General features: G+C 56.4%; 22 protein-coding genes. 15 read left to right on the forward strand and 7 right to left on the reverse strand.

Annotation, left to right across the window (positions count from 1 at the left end; genetic code table 11):
• The first annotated feature begins 4 nt into the window (after positions 1 to 4).
• The gene (locus BSK21_RS14790; protein WP_067551881.1) at positions 5 to 652 is read left to right on the forward strand and encodes a flagellar hook capping FlgD N-terminal domain-containing protein; all 648 of its coding nucleotides are present in this window, start codon (positions 5 to 7) and stop codon (positions 650 to 652) included.
• Here BSK21_RS14790 and ubiB read toward each other — a convergent pair.
• Together ubiB and ubiE are read right to left on the reverse strand one after the other, a co-directional pair.
• A complete protein-coding gene (gene ubiB / locus BSK21_RS14795) occupies positions 645 to 2,171 on the reverse strand; it encodes a 2-polyprenylphenol 6-hydroxylase (protein WP_067551884.1) in 1,527 nt (508 codons plus the stop codon). The genes BSK21_RS14790 and ubiB overlap by 8 nt on opposite strands.
• Entirely contained in the window at positions 2,171 to 2,923 is a 753-nt protein-coding gene (gene ubiE, locus BSK21_RS14800; protein ID WP_067551887.1) for a bifunctional demethylmenaquinone methyltransferase/2-methoxy-6-polyprenyl-1,4-benzoquinol methylase UbiE, read from the reverse strand. The genes ubiB and ubiE overlap by 1 nt, the downstream gene beginning before the upstream one ends.
• Positions 2,924 to 3,007: 84 nt before the next feature.
• Between ubiE and mutM the strand changes: the two genes are divergently transcribed.
• The 10 genes from mutM to BSK21_RS14850 all read left to right on the forward strand — a co-directional run bounded on the left by mutM (position 3,008) and on the right by BSK21_RS14850 (position 13,753).
• Positions 3,008 to 3,859, forward strand: coding sequence for a bifunctional DNA-formamidopyrimidine glycosylase/DNA-(apurinic or apyrimidinic site) lyase (gene mutM, locus BSK21_RS14805; RefSeq protein WP_067551890.1), 852 nt, complete (start codon positions 3,008 to 3,010; stop codon positions 3,857 to 3,859).
• Between the two features lie 63 nt (positions 3,860 to 3,922).
• Positions 3,923 to 4,699 carry an enoyl-CoA hydratase gene (locus tag BSK21_RS14810; RefSeq protein ID WP_074039052.1) on the forward strand — a complete coding sequence of 259 codons (777 nt, stop codon included), beginning with the start codon at positions 3,923 to 3,925 and terminating at the stop codon, positions 4,697 to 4,699.
• A 149-nt stretch (positions 4,700 to 4,848) separates the two neighbouring features.
• Complete coding sequence (gene rpsT, locus BSK21_RS14815; protein ID WP_067551893.1) at positions 4,849 to 5,112, forward strand: 30S ribosomal protein S20; 264 nt, start codon at positions 4,849 to 4,851, stop codon at positions 5,110 to 5,112.
• Between the two features lie 530 nt (positions 5,113 to 5,642).
• On the forward strand, positions 5,643 to 6,998 hold the full coding sequence (gene dnaA, locus BSK21_RS14820) for a chromosomal replication initiator protein DnaA (RefSeq protein ID WP_067551896.1): 1,356 nt from the start codon (positions 5,643 to 5,645) through the stop codon (positions 6,996 to 6,998).
• Positions 6,999 to 7,106: 108 nt separating this feature from the next.
• Entirely contained in the window at positions 7,107 to 8,225 is a 1,119-nt protein-coding gene (dnaN, locus tag BSK21_RS14825; protein ID WP_067551899.1) for a DNA polymerase III subunit beta, read from the forward strand.
• 46 nt (positions 8,226 to 8,271) lie between these two features.
• Complete coding sequence (gene recF / locus BSK21_RS14830) at positions 8,272 to 9,381, forward strand: DNA replication/repair protein RecF (RefSeq protein ID WP_067551902.1); 1,110 nt, start codon at positions 8,272 to 8,274, stop codon at positions 9,379 to 9,381.
• Positions 9,378 to 9,806 (forward strand): VOC family protein, encoded by a 429-nt coding sequence (locus tag BSK21_RS14835; RefSeq protein WP_067551905.1) that lies wholly within the window; start codon positions 9,378 to 9,380, stop codon positions 9,804 to 9,806. The genes recF and BSK21_RS14835 overlap by 4 nt, the downstream gene beginning before the upstream one ends.
• On the forward strand, positions 9,806 to 10,426 hold the full coding sequence (locus BSK21_RS14840; protein ID WP_067551908.1) for a LysE family translocator: 621 nt from the start codon (positions 9,806 to 9,808) through the stop codon (positions 10,424 to 10,426). Before BSK21_RS14835 ends, BSK21_RS14840 begins: the two co-directional genes overlap by 1 nt.
• An 81-nt stretch (positions 10,427 to 10,507) precedes the next feature.
• Positions 10,508 to 12,943, forward strand: a complete 2,436-nt coding sequence (gene gyrB / locus BSK21_RS14845; protein ID WP_067551914.1) for a DNA topoisomerase (ATP-hydrolyzing) subunit B — start codon at positions 10,508 to 10,510, stop codon at positions 12,941 to 12,943.
• A gap of 51 nt (positions 12,944 to 12,994) precedes the next feature.
• Entirely contained in the window at positions 12,995 to 13,753 is a 759-nt protein-coding gene (locus tag BSK21_RS14850) for a potassium channel family protein (RefSeq protein WP_067551916.1), read from the forward strand.
• Here BSK21_RS14850 and BSK21_RS14855 read toward each other — a convergent pair whose 3' ends face one another.
• A complete protein-coding gene (locus tag BSK21_RS14855; RefSeq protein WP_067551919.1) occupies positions 13,754 to 14,470 on the reverse strand; it encodes an LrgB family protein in 717 nt (238 codons plus the stop codon). It lies immediately after the preceding gene.
• Complete coding sequence (locus BSK21_RS14860) at positions 14,470 to 14,811, reverse strand: CidA/LrgA family protein (protein WP_067551921.1); 342 nt, start codon at positions 14,809 to 14,811, stop codon at positions 14,470 to 14,472. The genes BSK21_RS14855 and BSK21_RS14860 overlap by 1 nt, the downstream gene beginning before the upstream one ends.
• 115 nt (positions 14,812 to 14,926) lie before the next feature.
• Here BSK21_RS14860 and BSK21_RS14865 point away from each other — a divergent pair, with 115 nt between their 5' ends.
• Entirely contained in the window at positions 14,927 to 15,400 is a 474-nt protein-coding gene (locus BSK21_RS14865) for a lytic transglycosylase domain-containing protein (protein WP_067551922.1), read from the forward strand.
• Here the strand turns inward: BSK21_RS14865 and BSK21_RS14870 are convergent.
• Positions 15,397 to 16,299 carry a rhodanese-related sulfurtransferase gene (locus tag BSK21_RS14870; RefSeq protein ID WP_067551925.1) on the reverse strand — a complete coding sequence of 301 codons (903 nt, stop codon included), beginning with the start codon at positions 16,297 to 16,299 and terminating at the stop codon, positions 15,397 to 15,399. The genes BSK21_RS14865 and BSK21_RS14870 overlap by 4 nt on opposite strands.
• 114 nt (positions 16,300 to 16,413) lie before the next feature.
• Here BSK21_RS14870 and pncA point away from each other — a divergent pair, with 114 nt between their 5' ends.
• The 3 genes from pncA (at position 16,414) to pncB (ending at position 19,690) form a co-directional block, all read left to right on the forward strand.
• Entirely contained in the window at positions 16,414 to 17,016 is a 603-nt protein-coding gene (gene pncA / locus BSK21_RS14875; RefSeq protein ID WP_067551930.1) for a bifunctional nicotinamidase/pyrazinamidase, read from the forward strand.
• Between the two features lie 56 nt (positions 17,017 to 17,072).
• Entirely contained in the window at positions 17,073 to 18,332 is a 1,260-nt protein-coding gene (locus BSK21_RS14880) for a SulP family inorganic anion transporter (protein WP_067551931.1), read from the forward strand.
• A gap of 65 nt (positions 18,333 to 18,397) precedes the next feature.
• Entirely contained in the window at positions 18,398 to 19,690 is a 1,293-nt protein-coding gene (pncB, locus tag BSK21_RS14885; protein WP_067551932.1) for a nicotinate phosphoribosyltransferase, read from the forward strand.
• Here the strand turns inward: pncB and BSK21_RS14890 are convergent.
• Together BSK21_RS14890 and BSK21_RS14895 are read right to left on the reverse strand one after the other, a co-directional pair.
• On the reverse strand, positions 19,687 to 20,445 hold the full coding sequence (locus tag BSK21_RS14890; RefSeq protein ID WP_067551934.1) for a hypothetical protein: 759 nt from the start codon (positions 20,443 to 20,445) through the stop codon (positions 19,687 to 19,689). The genes pncB and BSK21_RS14890 overlap by 4 nt on opposite strands.
• Positions 20,430 to 20,867: a hypothetical protein gene (locus tag BSK21_RS14895; protein WP_067551937.1), complete on the reverse strand. Its 438-nt coding sequence runs from the start codon at positions 20,865 to 20,867 to the stop codon at positions 20,430 to 20,432. Before BSK21_RS14895 ends, BSK21_RS14890 begins: the two co-directional genes overlap by 16 nt.
• Positions 20,868 to 20,913 lie beyond the last annotated feature (46 nt).

Consider the following 20,913-nt stretch of genomic DNA (forward strand, 5'->3'; position numbering starts at 1 on the left):
AAAAATGGATGTGACCGCAACCACAGCAACGACTACCACGGCGGCGCCGACCTCGTCCTCGGCGATCAGTTCGGATTTTGAGACGTTTTTGAACATGCTGACGGTCCAGATGCAGAATCAGGACCCGCTGAACCCAACCGACCCGTCGGACTATGCCGTGCAATTGGCGACCTTTTCGTCAGTCGAACAGCAGGTCAAAACCAACGATCTTTTGGCGCAGTTGATGGCCGTGATGTCCTCTTCTGCCATGTCCGATATGGGCGCCTGGATCGGCCAAGACGTCAGGGCTCCGATCGCCGCACACTTTGATGGCACGCCCATTTCGGTGACGACATCGGTCGACACCGAGGCGGACTCTGCCGATCTGGTCGTGGTGAACAGTTACGGTGCCGAAGTGCAGCGCATCGCCATTGATCCGACCTCGGGCAGCGTGGCGTGGGCGGGGGTGGATGATGACGGGTCGCCGATGACCGCTGGCGACTACAGTTTTTATGTCGAAAGCTACCAAACTGACACGCTGATCGCGACCACACAGGCGAGCGTTTACGGCACCGTGGCCGAGGTCTGCACCGAATCTGGTGCGACCGTGCTGGTTCTCGAAAACGGGGCGGAGGTGCCGGTCGAAACCGTCACCGCCTTGCGTGCTAGATAAACAGCGTCGCGACCCAAGCCGCCCCAACAACCGCCGCGCCCGCAATCGCCCAGAGGGCAGAGGTGCTGCGCACTTCTGCCTCTTCGCCAAAGTTCTTACCCTGACGCACCAGCGCGGCCTCGGCCATTTCGGGAAGGCGCGGACCAAAGCGGGACAGAACCCGCGCCGTCCGCATAAGGTCACGCATGACCGCTTTGGGTCCAATCGCGTTCTTGATGTAGGACTCAACGACGGGACGGGCATCGGCCCAAATATCGACGTTCGGATTGAGCGACCGCGCCACGCCTTCGACAACGACCATGGTGCGCTGCAAAAGGATCAGTTCGGTGCGGGTCTGCATCCCAAACCGCTCGGTCACTTCAAAGAGGTAGGACAGCAGGCGCGCCATCGAAATGCGGCTCGCATCCATGCCAAAGATTGGCTCACCGACCGCACGCAGCGCGCGTGCGAATTCATCAACGTCTTGATTTGCTGGGACATATCCCGCTTCAAAGTGTACTTCGGCCACGCGCTTGTAGTCGCGTTTGATGAATCCGTAGAGGATTTCCGCGTATACACGGCGCGTATATTCATCGATGCTGCCCATGATCCCAAAGTCATAGGCGATGATGTCACCATTCGCCGCGACCTTTAGGTTGCCCTGATGCATATCACCGTGGAACAGCCCATCACGCAGCGCTTGGCTCAGGAAAATTTGCAGCACGCGGGTCGCCAGCGCATTGCGGTCGTGCCCCGCTGCATCCAGCGCCGCGTTGTCACCCATATTGGTGCCCTCGGCCCACTGAAGCGTCATCACGCGCCGCGCCGACAACTGCCAATTCACGCTCGGCACGGTAAAGCCTTCGTCGGCTTCAGTGTTCGCCGCAAATTCCGAGGCCGACGCGCTCTCTAGTCTTAGGTCCAGCTCACCACGTACAACACCGTCGAAATGTTCGATCACTTCAATCGGGCGCAGGCGGCGGGATTTACGTGACAGAAACTCGATCATGTTGGCGGCAAAGTAGAAGGCGTCGATATCCTTGCGGAACGCCTTTTCCACGCCGGGGCGTAGAACCTTTACCGCGACTTCTTCACCCGTCGACCGCAGAACGGCCTTGTGAACCTGCGCCAGCGAAGCGGCAGCAACGGGTTCGGAAAAGCTGGTAAACACTTCATCGACCGAAATGCCCAGCTCGTGTTCGACTTCGCGTTTCGCGATATCGACTGAAAACGCGGGCAACTGGTCCTGCAGCACACGCAGTTCCCGTGCGAGGTCATCGCCCACCACGTCAGGACGCGTCGAAAGGATCTGACCGAATTTGATGTAGGCAGGCCCCAGCGCTGTCAGCGCCCGCGTGGTCGGCGGTAAAGACGCATCACCACGATATCCGAGCCAGCGAAACGGTAGCGCCAGCGTCCGCGCCGTGAACCGCAGCAGCGTCCCAGCTTCAAACGCGTCTAGAACGACATTCATCGCGCCCGCGCGCTCCAGTGTGGCACCCGTGCGGACAAGCCGCCAAATGTTATGAGGACCACGCATTAGATTTTCCACCCCGAATGCAGCGCCGCGATGCCAAGCGACAGGTTGCGATACTTCGCGTTCTCAAAGCCCGCCTTTTTCACCATCGACAGGAACGTGTCCTGATCAGGGAACTTGCGGATCGATTCGACGAGGTATTGGTAGCTGTCACGGTCATTCGCGATCAGTTGGCCCATCCGCGGAATGACGTTGAACGAATAAAGGTCATAGGCCTTTTGCATCATCGGGTTCGGCAACTGGCTGAACTCCAGCACCATCAGACGACCTCCTGGACGAAGGACGCGGTAGGCTTCGTTCAGCGCTTCTTGGGGGCGGGTCACGTTACGGATGCCAAAGCTGATCGTGTAAACGTCGAACGTATTATCGGGGAACGGCAGCTTCATCGCGTCGCCGACAACCCAGTCGAGGCTATCGGCCATATCGTCGGCCTCGGCCCGCTGACGCCCAGCCACGAGCATCGATTCCGTAAGGTCGAGCACGGTCGAATGCCCGCTGCCTGCGCGTTTCAAGAAACGGAACGAAATGTCACCCGTGCCACCGGCAACGTCCAACAGTTTTTGTCCCGGACGCGGGGCCAGCCAATCCATCATCGCGTCTTTCCAAACACGGTGGATGCCAACGCTCATCACGTCATTCATAATGTCATATTTCGACGCGACCGAAGTAAACACGCCCTGCACGCGGCCTGCTTTTTCGTCTTCCCGCACGGTTTCGAAACCAAAGTGGGTGGTGTTTTCTGGTGTCTCGGTCATGGCACTTGCCGTCCTCGTGCTTGCGTCACATCTTTAGGGGCCAATTGGGGCATACACTGGACCCCCGCAGATAGGAAGCACGCCATGCCCGAATTGCCAGAGGTAGAGACAGTCCGCCGCGGCCTGCAACCCGCGATGGAAGGCGAAATCATCGCGAAAGCCTCGGTCAACCGTCCCGACCTGCGTTGGCCGTTCCCCGAAAATATGGCGGATCGTCTGACAGGCAAGCGGATCAACGCTCTGCGCAGGCGGTCCAAATACATCCTCGCTGACCTTGATAGCGGGGAAACGCTGCTGATTCACCTAGGGATGTCGGGCCGCATGACCGTGTCTGGCGTTACCATCGGCGAATTCCACCACCGGCACCCCGTGCCCGCCAAACACGATCACGTTGTCTTTGATATGGCGAACGGTGCACGCGTGACCTTTAACGATGCCCGTCGGTTTGGCGCGATGGATCTTATGGAAACGGATAAAGCCGATGAACACTGGCCGTTGCGGGACATCGGACCGGAGCCGTTTTCCAACAGTTTCAACGAAGACTACCTGACCGAGCGACTCAGGGGAAAGAATTCGCCCATCAAAACGACCCTTCTTGATCAGGGAATCGTTGCTGGATTGGGGAATATATACGTCTGCGAGGTTCTTTATCGCGCTGGCATCAACCCAAAACGCAAAGCAGGTCAAATTTCTGCCGCTCGTATCGCATCACTTGTCCCGATTATCCGCGAAGTCCTCTCTGAGGCGATAGAAGCAGGCGGTTCTTCGCTCAAAGATCACCGTCAGGCCGATGGAGAACTAGGTTATTTTCAACATACTTTCCGCGTCTACGATCAGGAAGGAAACCCTTGTAAAACAGAGGGATGCCCTAGCGTCATTCATCGATTCGTCCAGTCGGGACGCTCAACTTTCTATTGTCCGCAATGCCAAAGATAGCTTGATCGGTGTCACAGCTTTGTTAAGCAGTTGGTCCTGTGAAAATGATAACAGAGGCTGCACATGGCTTATGAGACCATCATCGTCGACGTTCAGGGATACGTCGCACTGATAACCCTGAACCGTCCCGAGGCTCTCAATGCGCTGAACTCGAAACTTCTCGGCGAACTGTGCGATGCACTCGAAGCCGCTGATGAAAACGAGAAGGTGCGCTGCATCGTCATCACCGGTTCTGAAAAGGCATTTGCCGCTGGTGCTGACATCTCCGAAATGTCGGAAAAATCCTTCGTTGATATGGTCAGCGCAAAGTTCTTCGCGACCGAGAGCGACCGTTTCAACAACACAAAGAAACCGATCATCGCAGCCGTTGCAGGCTACGCGCTGGGCGGTGGCTGTGAGCTCGCGATGATGTGCGATTTCATCATCGCAGGGGACAACGCCAAATTCGGCCAGCCCGAGATCAACCTCGGTGTGATCGCTGGGATCGGCGGTACACAGCGCCTGTCGCGCTATGTCGGCAAATCCAAATCGATGGATATGCACCTGACGGGCCGCTTTATGGATGCCGAAGAGGCAGAGCGTTCGGGCCTCGTGTCACGCGTTGTTCCTGCGAAAAAGCTGAAAGAAGAAGCGCTCGCTGCCGCTGGTAAGATCGCAGAGAAATCGCTGATCGCCACCGCTGCTGCAAAGGACTGCGTGAACAAGGCGTTCGAAACCTCGCTCTCAGAAGGTGTCGCTTACGAACGTTCGGTTTTCTACTCGCTCTTTGCGACCGAAGACCAAAAAGAAGGCATGGCTGCCTTCCTTGAAAAGCGCGAACCGCAGTTCCGCGACCGCTAAAACACTTGCCTTTTGGGGCGGCGGGCCTTAAACGCCGCCCGATACATGCGTGTGAGGCCCGCTCTGGCCAGAATCAGCCGGTTCAGAAACCCGGTCGGGCTCCGTTGCATTAACGATATTCAAATTAGCCCGAGAGAGGGGAACCGCACATGGCAAACACGCCGCAGTCCAAAAAACGCGCCCGTCAGAACGTTGTTCGCGCTGACATCAACAAAATGCGCCGTTCGCGCATCCGCACCTTCCTGCGTAAAGTCGAAGAAGCAATCGCTTCGGGCGACAAAGACGCAGCTGTTGCAGCTCTGAAAGCTGCTCAGCCGGAACTGATGCGTGGCGTCACCAAAGGCATCTTCCACAAGAACACCGCATCGCGCAAAATGTCGCGCCTTGCATCGCGTGTTAAGGCGATCGCCTGATTCCATCCTTTAGGGTAGAAAAACAAAAAATAAGCGCGCCTTTCGGGGCGCGTTTTTTGTTGCTCGATTACCACCGAACCCCAATTTTATAAGCGCTTTCAAAAAACGAACAGATTCTTTTTGGCCAAAGTCCGAGTCAAGATCGTTGTTGTGTTGAAGCGGTCCGAGTGAGGTTGCTAGTGTCACTCAGCGATTCACATCGTTCCTGGGGGAGCATGGTGAAAGTGAAGTCATTGTAGCATCTGGATCTGCTCTGGATGAAACATGATTTGTGCGCTCACCTGGTCAGTACCATTTCGTACGGCCATAATGTTCTGACGTTTTTCACTCTGGCAGGGTGACGAACGCCCACCCCATATTGGGCTCGTTATGTGCCGCCCGTTAGGCGGTAAAACGGATCCAGACCAGAGATGCAGGTGACCTTGGCTGTCCGAATTTGGGATCGGGCAAACGATGGCGCTTTGTCTTTTGAGGAGTTGATGTGTCGGGGGAAACCTCTCGCAAGAAACGTATGGGACAGGCATTGGGATATGACGACGACTATGTGGGGCACGATTCGCGAAACGTTAAAAAACAGTGTGGGGACTGGAAATTTTGCGAACTGGATCGAGCCGCTTGAACTAGTGAGTGTGAACGAAGGCGTGGCACGATTTACAGCGCCTACTTCGTTCTTTGGTAACTACGTCACGCAGAACTATGCGGACCAGATTATCTATCATTTGAACCGCAATGGTGCCCAAGTCGAACGCCTTGCGTTTGATGTGTGCCCTGCCGCCAACAGCGCCCGTCCCGCGCCTGTTGCTGCGGCGCCTGTGCGTCAGTCCCCTGCGAGCATCGATCCGTCGATTCCCGATGCAACGCTGGACCCGCGTTACACATTCGAAAATTTCGTTGTCGGTAAACCGAACGAGCTCGCCCATGCTGCGGCCCGTCGCGTTGCCGAAGGTGGCCCCGTCACCTTTAACCCGCTGTTCCTCTATGGTGGCGTGGGTCTGGGTAAAACTCACCTCATGCACGCCGTGGCTCATGAAATCCGCCGCCGTTCGCCAGAAAAGAACGTGGTGTATCTGTCGGCTGAGCAATTCATGTATCGCTTCATCTCGGCGCTCAAAGACCGCAAGATGATCGACTTCAAACAGATGTTCCGTTCGGTCGACGTCCTGATGGTCGATGACGTTCAGTTCATCGCGGGCAAAGACTCGACCCAAGAAGAGTTCTTCCACACGTTCAACGCGCTCGTTGAATCCCGCAAACAGATCATCATTTCCGCGGACCGCGCTCCTGGTGAAATCAAAGACCTCGAAGACCGTATCAAATCGCGTCTCCAGTGCGGCCTCGTCGTGGACCTGCATCCAACCGATTACGAACTCCGCGTTGGTATTCTCCAGACCAAAGCGGAACTTTACGCAGAGCAGTTCCCTGGGCTTCAGATCGACAACGGTGTGTTGGAATTCCTCGCGCACAAGATCACGACGAACGTCCGCGTTCTTGAAGGTGCGCTGAACCGTCTCTTTGCGATGGCATCGCTGGTCGGCAAACCGATCACCTTGGAGATGACCCAAGACTGCCTTGCCGACCTTCTGAAATCGTCCGAGCGTCGCGTGACCATCGACGAGATTCAGCGCAAGGTCGCAGAGCACTTTAACATCCGCCTGTCCGATCTCATCGGTCCGAAACGTCTGCGTGCCTATGCTCGTCCGCGTCAGGTTGCGATGTGGCTGGCGAAACAGCTGACCAACCGTTCCTTGCCGGAAATCGGTCGGAAATTCGGTGGCCGCGACCATACGACCGTGATGCACGGTGTGCGCCGCATCGACGAACTTTCCGCGGCAGATTCGCAACTTTCCGACGAATTGGAACTGCTTCGCCGCACGCTCGCGTCTTGACGCTGCACGCGCAGTATTAAACAGTGACAAAAAGAGCTTGAGCCGAGAGGGGAAACGTATAGTTTTCACCTCCCGGCCTTGTCAGGTCCGAGAAGCGGAGCGAGGGACATGAAATTCAGTATCGAACGCGCGGTTTTGCTCAAGGCAGTCGCACAAGCCCAATCGGTTGTTGAACGCCGGAACACTATTCCAATTCTGGCTAACGTCTTGATCGAAGCCGAAGGCGATAGCGTTCAGTTCCGTGCAACCGACCTCGACATCGAAGTCGTTGATAAAGCATCCGCAATGGTCGAACGCGCTGGCGCCACCACGGTCGCCGCCGTCACCTTGAACGAAATCGTTCGCAAACTGCCCGACGGAGCGCTGGTCACCCTGACCGAAGACGGCGTCAAAGGCCGCCTGACCATCGAAGCGGGTCGCTCGAACTTTAGCCTCGCGACCCTACCCAAAGAAGATTTCCCAGTGATGGCGTCTTCGGACTACGCGACGAACTTTGCTGCACCTGCACCAGTTCTGCGCCGCCTGTTCGATAAATCGAAATTCGCGATCTCGACTGAAGAAACCCGTTATTACCTGAACGGCGTCTACATGCACGTCGCCACGGGCGAAGACGGCCCCGCGCTACGCTGCGTTGCGACCGACGGTCACCGTCTGGCTCGCATCGACGCCGCTCTGCCTGATGGCGCAAGCGATATGCCGGGCGTGATTGTTCCGCGTAAAACCGTTGGCGAGCTGCGCAAGCTGCTCGACGATGACGATATGCAGATCGCCGTATCGGTTTCGGAAACCAAAGTCCGCTTTGCGACCCCGAACATCACCCTGACCTCCAAGGTCATCGACGGTACCTTCCCCGACTACACCCGCGTGATCCCGCAGGGGAACACCCGCAGGCTCGAAGTTGACGCGAGCGATTTTGCAAAGGCGGTGGACCGTGTGGCGACGGTATCGTCTGAACGCTCCCGCGCTGTGAAACTCTCGCTCGACGAGGACCGTCTGGTTCTCTCCGTCAACGCCCCTGACAGCGGTGCCGCGACCGAAGAACTGGCTGTTGCCTATGATGACGAACGTCTGGAAATCGGCTTTAACGCCAAATACTTGCTTGAAATCGCGTCCCAAGTTGATCGCGAAAACGCTGTATTCCTGTTCAACTCGTCTGGCGATCCGACCTTGATGCGCGAAGGTAACGACACCTCTGCCGTCTACGTCGTTATGCCGATGCGCGTCTGACCTTGGTCAGCAGCCACCGACAGACTGGAATGAGGGAGGGCCGCACATGAGCGGCCTTTCTGTTGATGTGCTCAAGCTTTCCCATTTTCGGTCGCACAAACGCGCCGTGGCCGAATTTGATGGCCGCCCCGTTGCGATCTACGGGCCGAACGGCGCGGGCAAGACCAACATTCTGGAGGCCGTCTCGCTCCTCTCCCCAGGTCGCGGCCTCCGTCGCGCCGCAGCCGAGGATATGATCCGCAAGCAAGAGGCGCTCGGCTGGAAAATCAGCGCAGAAATCACCTCGCTCCACCAATTTCACGAGGTCGAGACGTGGATGGAGCATGACAAGGGCCGCCAACTTCGCATCGATGGAAAGGCAGCGCCACAAGTTGCGCTGGGCCGTATCGCCCGTGTCCTCTGGCTCGTGCCCTCCATGGATCGCCTCTGGATCGAAGGGGCTGATGGGCGCCGTCGGTTCCTCGACCGTATGACGATGAGCTTTGAACCCTCTCACGCTGAGGCCGTTTTGACCTATGAAAAGGCCATGCGCGAACGCAATCGCCTGCTCAAAGACATGGTACGCGACGCACATTGGTACGCCGCTCTAGAGACGCAAATGGCCCAAGCAGGCATCGCGATCACTGCGAACCGCAACCGCGCCATTGCAGAGCTTCAGGATGCCCAAGACGCCGCTGAAACCGCCTTTCCCATCGCGGATTTGGCGCTGACACACGCAGAGGATTTAGCCGAGGACGAAATCGCCTTGCGCGATCAATTCGCGGCTAACCGTCAGCGCGATATGTCCGCAGGCCGCACCCTGATCGGTCCTCATCGCAGCGATCTGGACGCTACGTTCCGCGCCAAAGGCGTCCCCGCCTCTGATTGCTCGACGGGTGAACAAAAGGCGCTGTTGATTTCGCTGATCCTCGCCAATGGTCGCGCCTTGGCCCGTGATTTCGGTGCCCCGCCGATCCTTTTGCTGGACGAAGTTGCAGCTCATCTTGACGCAGGCCGCCGCGCCGCGCTCTATGATGAAATATGCGCGTTGGGGGCACAGGCGTTCATGACTGGCACAGGTCCGGAACTGTTCGACGAATTGCAAACGCGCGCGCAATATATTGAAATTACAGAAGATAATGGCACGTCCATTACCACCCAAAAGGATCTTCCATGACCCCTCAGCGCGTCACCTTGATCACCCTTGGGGTGGCAGACCTCGAACAATCCAAAGCCTTCTACGCGGCCCTCGGCTGGTCACCCGCCGAAGAGCAACCTGGAGTGGCGTTCTACCAGCTTCACGGTCAACTCTTGGGGCTGTTCCCGCTTGACGAACTGGCGAAAGACCAAGGTCGACCAGACGCGCCGCTTGGAACGGGGGCGGTCACATTGGCCCAAAATTTTAACACCGTCGAAGATGTCGATGCCGCCTTTGAACTCGCCCTTTCCGCAGGCGCGACCTGCCTGAAACGGCCCGAGAAAGTGTTCTGGGGCGGCTACTCCGGCTACTACGCAGACCTCGATGGCCACGTTTGGGAACTCGCCCACAACCCATTTTGGCCGCTCTCTGAATATGGCAGCTTAACTTTACCGAGGTCCTAATGACCCTGACGTTTCAACAGCTTGCGCTTTACGCAGGTGCTCTTTTCATTCTGTTCATGACTCCCGGTCCTGTCTGGGTCGCGCTCATGGCGCGTGCCATGTCGGGCGGTTTCCGTGCCGCATGGCCGCTCGCCCTCGGCGTGGTGGTCGGCGATGTCATGTGGTCCGTCCTCGCCATCCTAGGTGTGTCATGGATCGTGAGCCAATATGCAGGCTTCTTGGACCTGATGCGCTATGTGGCGTCAGTAACGTTCCTGTTTATGGGCTACATGGTCATCCGTAACGCCGACAAAACGATCGCCTCTGACAGCCGCCTCACCCGTCCAGGCATCATCGCAGGTTTTGTTGCGGGCCTTGCCGTCATCATCGGTAACCCCAAGGCGATCTTGTTCTACATGGGCATGCTGCCAGGTTTCTTTGACCTGTCCCAACTGACGGTCGCAGACATTGTCGCTATCGGTGCGCTCTCGGCCATCGTGCCACTGATCGGCAACCTCATTATGGGCGCGTTTATCGGCAAGGTGCGGGCGCTTCTGACCTCACCACGCGCGCTCAAACGGATGAACCTGACGGCAGGGTGGCTACTGGTAGCTGTCGGGGTTCTTATACCCTTTTTATAAACACAAAATATGGTGCGAATTGCGTGACATTCCCCCGCCAATTATCTATATTTTGGCAACTGAATACGGGGAAAACACCGAATGTCCGATCAAGAGCAGCAGCCAGCCGAGTATGGCGCCGATTCTATTAAAGTTCTCAAGGGCTTGGACGCTGTCCGCAAGCGCCCTGGGATGTATATTGGCGACACCGACGACGGGTCTGGCCTGCACCACATGATCTACGAGGCCGTCGATAACGGCATCGACGAAGCACTGGCTGGCCACGCTGACCATGTTTCTGTGAAAATCCACGCAGATAGCTCTGTTTCCGTGACCGACAACGGTCGCGGTATCCCCGTCGATATGCACTCCGAAGAGGGCATCTCTGCAGCCGAGGTTATCATGACCCAGCTGCACGCAGGCGGTAAGTTCGACCAGAACTCCTACAAGGTCTCCGGTGGTCTGCACGGCGTGGGTATTTCCGTTGTGAACGCGCTGTCCGACTGGCTCGAACTGCGCATCTGGCGCAACGACAAAGAACACTATGTCCGTTTTGAAAAAGGCGTAACCGTCGAACCGCTGCGCGTGGTGGGCGACACGCCGGGCAAAAAGGGCACGCAGGTGCGCTTTATGGCGTCCTCGCGCACCAACACGCCCGACGGCACCTTCCTCAACCTCGAATACAGCTATGATGTTCTGGAAAAGCGTCTGCGCGAACTGGCCTTCTTGAACTCTGGCGTCCGCATTCTCGTCGAAGACGAACGTCCCGCCGAAGCGATCAAGACGGAACTGTTCTACGATGGCGGCGTAAAAGAGTTCGTGAAATACCTCGATCGCTCCAAACATCCGATGTTCCCAGAGCCGATCTTTGTGAACGGCGAACGTGACGGCATCGGCGTTGAGGTCGCGATGTGGTGGAACGATAGCTACCACGAAAACGTTCTGCCCTTTACCAACAACATCCCTCAGCGTGATGGCGGCACCCACTTGGCTGGCTTCCGCGCCGCGCTGACCCGCACCTTGACCAAATACGCGCAGGAAAGCGGCATCGCGAAAAGGGAAAAGGTCTCCTTCTCGGGCGACGACGCCCGCGAAGGTCTGACCTGCGTTCTTTCGGTCAAAGTGCCCGACCCGAAATTCTCGTCCCAGACCAAAGACAAGCTCGTCTCGTCCGAGGTCCGTCCTGCGGTCGAGAACCTCGTTGGTGAAAAACTGTCTGAATGGTTCGAGGAAAACCCGAACGAAGCCAAACAGATCGTCGGCAAAATCATTGAGGCCGCTCTGGCCCGCGAGGCAGCCCGCAAAGCCCGTGAATTGACCCGCCGCAAAACCGCGATGGACGTCAACTTCCTCGCTGGGAAACTCAAGGATTGTTCGGAAAAAGACCCGTCCAAGACCGAAGTTTTCCTCGTCGAGGGTGATTCCGCAGGGGGTTCCGCGCAGACAGGTCGTGATCGTAGCACGCAGGCTATTCTGCCGCTAAAGGGTAAAATCCTGAACGTCGAACGCGCTCGTTTTGACCGCATGCTGTCGTCGCAGGAAATCGGCAACCTCGTCATGGCTCTCGGCACTGGCATTGGTCGTGACGAATTCAATCTATCCAAGCTCCGCTACCACAAGATCGTCATCATGACCGACGCGGACGTCGACGGCGCACACATCAGAACGCTGCTCTTGACCTTCTTCTTCCGTCAGATGCCGCAACTGATCGAAGCAGGTCACCTCTATATTGCGCAGCCGCCGCTATATAAAGTTTCGCGTGGTAAATCAGAGGTTTACCTAAAGGATCAGGCCGCGATGGATGAATACCTCATCCAGCAGGGCGTTGACGGTGCGATCCTGCGTCTGTCGAATGGGGCTGAACTGGCGGGTCAGGATTTGCTCCGCGTTGTTGAAAACGCACGCAGCCTAAAGCGCGTGATCGACGCCTTCCCGACCCACTATCCACGCCACATCCTCGAACAAGCCGCCGTCGCTGGCGCCTTTGTTCCGGGGGCAGTGGATGCCGACCTTCAGGGCGTCGCCGATAAGGTTGCGAAACGTCTGGATCTCATCGCGCTCGAATACGAACGCGGTTGGACGGGCCGCATCACTCAGGATCACGGCATCCGCCTCGCCCGCATTCTCCGCGGCGTAGAAGAGGTCCGCACCCTCGACGGTGGCATGCTCCGCTCTGGCGAGGCGCGCAAAACGGGCTCCTTCACAGAGGCGCTTCAAGAGGTCTACAACGAACCCGCGAAACTGATCCGCAAAGACCGCGTTCAGATCATCTACGGTCCTCTCGGCCTGCTGCAGGCGATCCTCGAAGAAGGCGAAAAAGGCCTTTCGATTCAACGTTATAAAGGTCTAGGCGAGATGAACCCTGACCAGCTTTGGGAAACCACGCTGGACCCAGACGCGCGCACTTTCTTGCAGGTTAAGATCGATGATCTGGTTGAGGCCGACGACATCTTTAGCAAGCTGATGGGTGATGAAGTTGAACCACGGCGCGACTTTATCCAGCAAAACGCGCTGAGCGTCGAAAACCTCGACTTCTAATCAATCTGACCCGCCCCAAATGGGCGGGTCTTTTTCTTTCGGCCCGACGACATGGAAAAAATCCGTTCCCTCTACGAAGACGATACCGTTGCCGCGCATCGGTTTCGCTATAGCGTCCTCGTGTTTGACATCGTGACGATCCTCTTTGTGATTGGAACATCATTCTATGAGCATACCGTCACCATCGAAATCATCGACGCGGTATTCGGCGTTTTGATCCTGACAGACTTTTTCATCCGTTTCTGGATCGAAAAAGAAAAACGCCTCATGGCATTCCGCCTCGCGACATGGGCTGATGTTGCCGCGGTGCTATCCTTCCTCGCGCCGATCACAGGCGAAGGCGTCGGTTTCCTGCGTATCCTACGTACGCTTCGTTTACTGCATACTTATCAACTGCTTAGCAGGCTCCGACAGGACTTTAGTTTCTTCCGCAAGAACGAAGATATCGTCCTCGCCTCCCTGAACCTCGGTGTGTTCCTCTTTGTCATGACGGGGCTCATTTACGCGACCCAAGTCAACGTGAACCCGGAAATCCGCAACTACGCCGACGCGCTCTATTTCACTGTAACGACGCTGACCACGACGGGCTTTGGCGACATTACCCTGACGGGGCCGTGGGGCCGTATGTTGTCTGTTGGCGTCATGATCTTTGGCGTGACGCTGTTTTTGCGCCTCCTCCAAGTCCTCTTTCGCCCGTCCAAAGTCCGTCAGGAATGCAAAACCTGTGGCCTCATCTTGCACGATGCGGACGCCGTTCACTGTAAACATTGCGGCGAAACGATCTACATTCGGACCGAAGGCGACGTTTGATCAGAACACGATCGCCCAGAGCACTGGTAGCAAGATCGCTGTCGCTAAGGCATTGAGGCCCATAGCTAATCCCGCAAACGCCCCCGCGACTTCGTTGACCTGAAGCGCCCGTGCGGTCCCGATCCCGTGGCTCGCTGTGCCCATTGCGAACCCGCGCGCGGCCCAGTCTTTGACACCGACCGCATTCAGGACGAACGTTCCAAACATCGCGCCGAAAATGCCCGTGATAATCACGACGACAGCGGTGAGTGACGGCAGACCGCCGATCTTTTCCGCGACGGCCATCGCTACTGGCGCCGTTATCGATTTTGGCGCAAGGGTCGCGAGGATGTCTGGCCCTCCACCCAGCAGCCACGCCATGCCCACAGCGGTGAAAATCGCGGTTAATGACCCGCAGAGCAGGCTCACCCCAATCGCCAAGGCGGACTGTCTGACCTTTGCCAATTGTCGATAGAGCGGGACCGCCAGTGACACCGTCGCAGGACCGAGGAGGAAGTGCACGAACTGCGCCCCTTCAAAGTATTGCGGGTAACTTGTCCCTGTTGAAATCAGCACCCCGACGATTGCGATCACCGAAATTAGAACGGGATTCAAAATCGGGTTCCGGCCCGCCTTTTCAAATAGCCAAAACGCACCCTGAAATGCGACCAGCGTCAGTGTCAGGTGAAACAGCGGCGAGGCGCTCAGATAAACCCAAGTATCGCGCAGGTTTTCCATCAGTTTCCTCGCTTCATCAGGCGGCTCATAATCAGAGCCGTCACCGCGATTGTAGCCAGCGTGCTGACGACCAGTGCCGCCGCGATGGGCACCGCCGCCTCGCCGATCAGGCCGAAATGCATCATGACGCCCGCGCCCGCAGGGACGAAAAGCAGCGACATGTATTTTTGCAACCCGCCCGCGACCTCGCCCAAATCTTCTGGGACAAAACCACGTATAATCAGATAGATGAACAGCAGAACCATGCCGACCACGGGGCCGGGGACGGGTAGGGCAAGCGTGCCCACGATGACTTCGCCGATCAATTGGCAGCTGAAAATCAGTGTTAGATAGCCCAGCATCTCGTGCCTCCCGCTGTCGTATGATTAAGGGGTAAAGGGGCAAACCGCTTGGCGCAAGTTCGCCGATCTTTTCGCGCCTACTATCCGAGGGTATCGCCTCACGCTAAGACAGGCCATGATCACACGTCGCCACGCCATTTTCGTTTCCCTCTCCGCGCTCGCTGCTTGCGGCAAAGGCGGGGATTTGACCACTTTTGACCACGGCTATAACCCGCCGCTTTTCCCAGGTGAGACACCAGAAATGCGGGTCTTGGTGAACAAATGGGCGGATACGCATGAAATTCCTAGAACGCTGCTCCATCGTGTGATCCAGCGCGAAAGCGATTACCGCGCTGGCGCTCGCAATGGCCCTTATTACGGCCTTATGCAGATCCTGCCGCAAACCGCACGAACGATGGGATATGAAGGCCCAGACAGCGGGCTGTTGGACGCTGAAACCAACTTGCAGTACGCGGGCCGTTACTTGCGCGGCGCATGGCTCGTCTCTGGCGGAGACGAGGACAAAGCGATCATGTGGTATGCGCGCGGCTATTATTATGAGGCCAAACGCCTTGGCCTGTTGGTCGAAACGGGACTTCGCGCAGGTTAACGACCCAAGTGCTTTTCGCCGCGTTCCCGCGCGAGATCGATCTGTTTCTGGCGCATACGGAACCGCGCCTTATCGTCGTCCGAGGTCTCGGAAACGCACTGATGGCAGGACACACCGTTTTCCCATTCGGGGCGGGATTTATCCTCTGGCATCACAGGACGACGGCACGCATGGCAGAGCTCGTGCGGACCCTCTACCAACCCATGCCCAACCGACACACGTCCGTCGAACACGTAGCAATCACCCTGCCATTTGCTGTCCTCCTGAGGCACCTCTTCTAGGTATTTCAGGATACCGCCCTTGAGGTGGTAAACTTCGTCAATGCCTTGTTGTTTAACGAAATTCGTCGACTTCTCGCAACGAATACCGCCCGTGCAGAACATCGCGATCCGTTTGTTGTGGAACCGATCTTTGTTCTCTTCCCACCACTGCGGGAACTCGCGGAACGATTTGGTCTGCGGATCAATCGCGCCCTCAAAGGTGCCGATCGAATATTCGTAGTCGTTGCGCGTATCGATCACCACAACGTCGGGCGCGGTGATGAGATCGTTCCAGTCTTTCGGCTCTACGTAGTGGCCGACGGCAGCACGCGGATCAATGTCCGGCTGACCCATGGTCACGATCTCTTTTTTCAGGCGCACCTTCATTTTGCCAAAGGGTTGATCCTTCGCGGTCGAATTCTTCCAGACCAGATCAGAACAACCAGGCAGCCCACGGATATGCGCCAGCATGGTATTGATCGCTGCCTCAGAGCCAGCAACGGTGCCGTTGATCCCCTCTTTTGCCAGCAGGAGCGACCCCGTAATCCCTTCGCGTTGGCAGAGCTCAAGGAGCGGCCCACGGATTGCAGCGGGGTCGGGGAATGGGGTGAAATGATAGAGCGCGCAGACAGTATACATGGGTTTTCCATACGCTTGTCGCGGCGTGCGGGCAAGTCTGGCCAAACGAGGTAGGCGCATTGACGGTGTCCCTGCAACCGCTAGGGTATGACCACGCCGAAAACGGAGAGTCCCATGCACCCCAAATCCCACGCGCTGATCGTCATCGATGTTCAAAACGACTTCTGCCCCGGTGGTGCGCTCGCTGTTGCGGGTGGGGATGACATCGTTGCAGGGATCAACACGCTGATGGATGACTTCGGGGTCGTCGTGCTGACGCAAGACTGGCATCCCGTGGGACATTCTTCCTTTGCCTCCTCTCATGCGGGCAAATCCCCGCTTGAACTGGTCGACATGCCCTACGGTCCACAAGTCCTCTGGCCCGATCACTGTATCCAAGGCACGACGGGCGCTGATTTCCACGCAGACTTGCGCACCGATGCCGACCTCATCATCCGCAAGGGCATGAACCCCGCCATAGACAGCTACTCTGCGTTCTTTGAGAACGACCATACCACTCCAACGGGCCTCGAAGGCTACCTTCGGACGCGCGGCATCACCGACGTCACCCTAGTCGGCCTCGCGACTGATTTCTGCGTGAACTACTCGGCCGTTGATGCGGCGAACCTTGGGTTCAAAGTGACCGTCCGTACCGACCTCTGCCGTGGGATCGACTTTGACGGATCGCTTGCCGCCGCGATTGAGGGGATGAAAAGCGCAGGCGTGACCGTCCTTTAAATTTCCTTGCAATAACAGCAGTTCAGGAGCAGCATCCGCCCGAGAGGATGGATCCTATGACCCCCAAATTGCTATCGACGCTGCCAGCGACCACGCTGGCCAGTCTCCGTGCCGATGTGTTTGCTGGCATCACAGTGGCGATGGTGGCGCTTCCGCTTAGCCTCGCGATTGCGATTGCCTCAGGCGCTGATCCGTCGACGGGGTTGGTCACTGCGATTGTTGCGGGCTTCTTGATCTCTGCCTTCGGCGGCAGCCGTGTGCAGATCGGTGGCCCTACAGGTGCGTTTATCGTCGTCGTCTACGACGTGATTGTCCGCCACGGGTTCGACGGCCTTTTGATCGCGACCTTTATGGCAGGGATCATCCTGATCATCGCCGCCACCTTGCGCGCTGGCACCCTCATCCGACACATCCCCGAAGCTGTCATCAACGGCTTTACCATCGGCATCGCCGTTATCATCGCATCCAGCCAGATCAAGGACGGTCTGGGCCTGACGATGGACCACCTTCCCGCTGATATGATCGAGAAAATCCCCGCCCTATGGGAGGCTCGCGAAACCCTTTCCCTCGCCGCTGTCGGGGTCACGCTGGTGACGATGGTATTAATCTATACGCTGCGCCGCGCTGCCCCCCGTTGGCCGGGCTTGATCGTCGCTGTAGCCGCAACCTCGGTCGCTGTGCCGATGTTTAATCTGCCCGTTGATACGATTGCCGACCGTTTTGGCACGCTCTCCGCGTCTCTGCCGGCCCCGCAGCTGCCCGACATGGATGTCGCACGCCTGAGGGAACTCTTCCCCTCAGCCCTGATCATCGCCTTCCTCGCAGGCATTGAATCCCTATTGTCTGCCATCGTCGCGGACCGCATGATCGACGACCGCCACAAACCAAACGCAGAGCTTTTGGCCCAAGGCATCGCCAATCTCGCCTCACCGCTTTTCGGCGGTCTGCCCGCCACAGGGGCTATCGCGCGGACGGCAACAAATGTGCGGGCAGGGGGGCGGACGCCACTCGCGGGTATGATCCACGCGCTGTTGATCCTCGTGATAATGTGGGTCGCAGCTCCGCTCGCCTCTGGTTTAGCAATGCCGGCGCTTGCGGGGCTATTGATCCTTACCGCGTGGAACATGGCAGAGCCCCACAAATGGGGCGAATGGATGCGCGATGACCGATCAAATGTCGCACTTCTCTTGATTACACTCGGCCTGACCGTCCTAACCGACCTCACCATAGCCATCGGGACAGGCGTTACCCTAGGCCTCGCTCTGCGCCTTCGCCGCAACGCCAATCCACCCGATTGGACGCCTCGGGACAAGTGAACCTTGCACCTGCCCCCTGATCTTTGATCTAAGCGGCCCTAACGTAACCCGAAAGGCCCCGTGTCATGGTCGATCTCGCAACCCGCGTCTATAACCACAAATGGAAGATCGACCCCATCGTGCGGTCGCTCATCGATACGGACTTCTACAAGCTTCTGATGTGCCAGTCGGTGTTCCGCAACAAACGCGACACCCGCGTGACCTTCAGCCTGATCAACCGCGCCAAACACATCCGCCTTGCCGATATGATCGACGAAGGCGAACTGCGCGAACAACTCGATCACGTACGGTCCCTGTCGCTCACCCGTGGGGAATCCACTTGGCTGCGCGGCAACACCTTCTACGGCAAACGCCAGATGTTCCGCTCTGACTTTATGGAGTGGTTCGAGAACCTCCGCCTTCCGGCATATCACCTCGAAAAACACGACGGCCAATACGAACTCACCTTCGAAGGCTCGTGGCCCGAGGTCATGCTCTGGGAAATTCCCGCGCTCGCCATCCTGATGGAGCTCCGCTCCCGTGCGGTCCTCAACACCATGGGCAAATTCGAACTCGAAGTGCTCTACGCCCGCGGCATGACCAAACTGTGGGAGAAGGTGGAATCCCTCCGCACGATCCCCGACCTGAAACTCGCCGATTTTGGCACCCGCCGCCGTCACGGTTTCCTCTGGCAGGACTGGTGCGTGCAGGCCCTCATCGAAGGCTTGGGCGACAAATTCATCGGCACCTCGAACTGCAAAATCGCCATGAAGCGTGATATCGAGGCCATCGGCACCAATGCCCACGAACTCCCCATGGTTTACGCGGCCCTCGCCAAAACCGACGATGACCTGCGCCGCGCGCCCTATGACGTTCTCGCGGATTGGCACGAGGAACACGACGGCAACCTCCGCATCATCCTGCCCGACACCTACGGGACCAAGGGGTTCCTCGACAACGCCCCCGATTGGCTCGCCCAGTGGACGGGCATCCGCATCGACTCTGGTGATCCCGCCGAGGGGGCCGAAAACGCGATCCAATGGTGGAAGGCCCGTGGCGAAGACCCCACGAAAAAGCTCATCATCTTCTCGGACGGGCTGGACGTGAACAAAATCCACGAACTCTCGGATCAATTCCGCGGTCGCGTGAAGGCCTCCTTTGGCTGGGGCACCATGCTGACGAACGACTTTATCGGCCTCGTGGACGGCGACGCCCTCGCCCCCTTCTCGATCGTTTGTAAAGCCGTCGAAGCCAACGGCGCCCCCACCGTCAAACTCTCCGACAACCCCAACAAAGCCATGGGCCCCAAAGACGAAGTCGCCCGCTACAAGCGCGTGTTCGGAGTCGGTGAGCAGGAGGCGCTGGAGGTTAGGGTTTAGGATAACTCGTCTGAGGCTTGCAGACATAAAATACCACATTCTATGTCTTTTTCTGAGGTGTAGTTTCCAGCTTCAGGAGGTAGTTCGTCTAAAAATACTCTTTTTAGAAATCTCTTACCTCCTCTTCTCCATTCAATCTTGCAGATAGTTCTATTTAATTCTCTTTCAATTAATGACATTTCTTGAAAAACATCTGGGAAATCCACCCGAATTTTATTCCAATAACCAGCTTGCCCTTTAACGCAGCCGACGCAATTATTGTTTTTGTATCCAAGGCGATACATTTCTGGTAGTGAAATGTTCTTCCTTTCAAGGATGCTTAGGCAATCTTTTTTTGTTAATCCTTTTTCTATTAATAGCGGATAGAAATTAACTAAGGGTTCCGCAGCTTTAATACGTTCAAGTCTCTTTATTTCTTCTACAGTGTATCCCAAGAAATGTATGTCATCAGGTTTCGACACTTCCCAACGTAATTTTCGCTTTAATTCGGCTGTGCAACGAGCGCCAGAAGGGCCCACTAAATAACGCGTTTTTCTAAAAACGTTCTTGGCCGAAAAATCAAATTCTTCATCCCTAAGGACTTTAATTTTCTTTCCAAACCAAGCCTCACATTCGGCTAAAAAAATCTTATTGCTTGGGTGTTCTTCCTTAACTTCGCAATAGAAAATTTCGAGGTCGGGGTAAGCTTGTACTGCCAATTTTGTTGCAACCGCACTGGCGGCACCACAAGAAAACCAACTTACTTTTCGTGGCATAGATAGATTTCAACGATTTGTTGTATTTGTGGAAAAAGAACTATTATAATGAAAACAATTGATCCTAAGCCTGAAATTGTAAGGGCAAAATTAATCCAATTGATGGTTGACCATTCATTTTTGCCGTCGTTGTTTTTCAAGGTCACGGCAAATTCGCCATCCATCTTATTTATATTGTCTATATATCCGCTCATGGCGCGACCTAAGCGTCCAGTTATTTTTTTAAAAATGAAAGATAAAATAGAACAGAAAAATAGAACTAAAGCAGCTACCCAAGGGTTTGCATCTTTTTGTGAAAAGGCGAAATACCAAAGCCCTCCAAAAAGACCCGAGTATAAAATTGGCAATTTATAGATTAGATCGTTTAAGCGTCCGAAATGAGTGTAATGTTGTTGGTGAATATAATGCGGCTCAATGGTCACTTCGCAAATCCTTTTGTCGGAAGCATTCATTGAGGCGTAGAGTAAT

The organism is Marivivens sp. JLT3646, assembly GCF_001908835.1.
Taxonomy (GTDB): Bacteria; Pseudomonadota; Alphaproteobacteria; order Rhodobacterales; family Rhodobacteraceae; genus Marivivens; species Marivivens geojensis.

Excerpts from the sequence above, each read along its gene's own strand:
- BSK21_RS14790 (WP_067551881.1), top strand. The coding sequence starts at position 5 with ATGGATGTGACCGCAACCACAGCAACGACTACCACGGCGGCGCCGACC.
- ubiB (WP_067551884.1), bottom strand. The coding sequence starts at position 2,171 with ATGCGTGGTCCTCATAACATTTGGCGGCTTGTCCGCACGGGTGCCACA.
- ubiE (WP_067551887.1), bottom strand. The coding sequence starts at position 2,923 with ATGACCGAGACACCAGAAAACACCACCCACTTTGGTTTCGAAACCGTG.
- mutM (WP_067551890.1), top strand. The coding sequence starts at position 3,008 with ATGCCCGAATTGCCAGAGGTAGAGACAGTCCGCCGCGGCCTGCAACCC.
- BSK21_RS14810 (WP_074039052.1), top strand. The coding sequence starts at position 3,923 with ATGGCTTATGAGACCATCATCGTCGACGTTCAGGGATACGTCGCACTG.
- rpsT (WP_067551893.1), top strand. The coding sequence starts at position 4,849 with ATGGCAAACACGCCGCAGTCCAAAAAACGCGCCCGTCAGAACGTTGTT.
- dnaA (WP_067551896.1), top strand. The coding sequence starts at position 5,643 with ATGACGACGACTATGTGGGGCACGATTCGCGAAACGTTAAAAAACAGT.
- dnaN (WP_067551899.1), top strand. The coding sequence starts at position 7,107 with ATGAAATTCAGTATCGAACGCGCGGTTTTGCTCAAGGCAGTCGCACAA.
- recF (WP_067551902.1), top strand. The coding sequence starts at position 8,272 with ATGAGCGGCCTTTCTGTTGATGTGCTCAAGCTTTCCCATTTTCGGTCG.
- BSK21_RS14835 (WP_067551905.1), top strand. The coding sequence starts at position 9,378 with ATGACCCCTCAGCGCGTCACCTTGATCACCCTTGGGGTGGCAGACCTC.
- BSK21_RS14840 (WP_067551908.1), top strand. The coding sequence starts at position 9,806 with ATGACCCTGACGTTTCAACAGCTTGCGCTTTACGCAGGTGCTCTTTTC.
- gyrB (WP_067551914.1), top strand. The coding sequence starts at position 10,508 with ATGTCCGATCAAGAGCAGCAGCCAGCCGAGTATGGCGCCGATTCTATT.
- BSK21_RS14850 (WP_067551916.1), top strand. The coding sequence starts at position 12,995 with ATGGAAAAAATCCGTTCCCTCTACGAAGACGATACCGTTGCCGCGCAT.
- BSK21_RS14855 (WP_067551919.1), bottom strand. The coding sequence starts at position 14,470 with ATGGAAAACCTGCGCGATACTTGGGTTTATCTGAGCGCCTCGCCGCTG.
- BSK21_RS14860 (WP_067551921.1), bottom strand. The coding sequence starts at position 14,811 with ATGCTGGGCTATCTAACACTGATTTTCAGCTGCCAATTGATCGGCGAA.
- BSK21_RS14865 (WP_067551922.1), top strand. The coding sequence starts at position 14,927 with ATGATCACACGTCGCCACGCCATTTTCGTTTCCCTCTCCGCGCTCGCT.
- BSK21_RS14870 (WP_067551925.1), bottom strand. The coding sequence starts at position 16,299 with ATGTATACTGTCTGCGCGCTCTATCATTTCACCCCATTCCCCGACCCC.
- pncA (WP_067551930.1), top strand. The coding sequence starts at position 16,414 with ATGCACCCCAAATCCCACGCGCTGATCGTCATCGATGTTCAAAACGAC.
- BSK21_RS14880 (WP_067551931.1), top strand. The coding sequence starts at position 17,073 with ATGACCCCCAAATTGCTATCGACGCTGCCAGCGACCACGCTGGCCAGT.
- pncB (WP_067551932.1), top strand. The coding sequence starts at position 18,398 with ATGGTCGATCTCGCAACCCGCGTCTATAACCACAAATGGAAGATCGAC.
- BSK21_RS14890 (WP_067551934.1), bottom strand. The coding sequence starts at position 20,445 with ATGCCACGAAAAGTAAGTTGGTTTTCTTGTGGTGCCGCCAGTGCGGTT.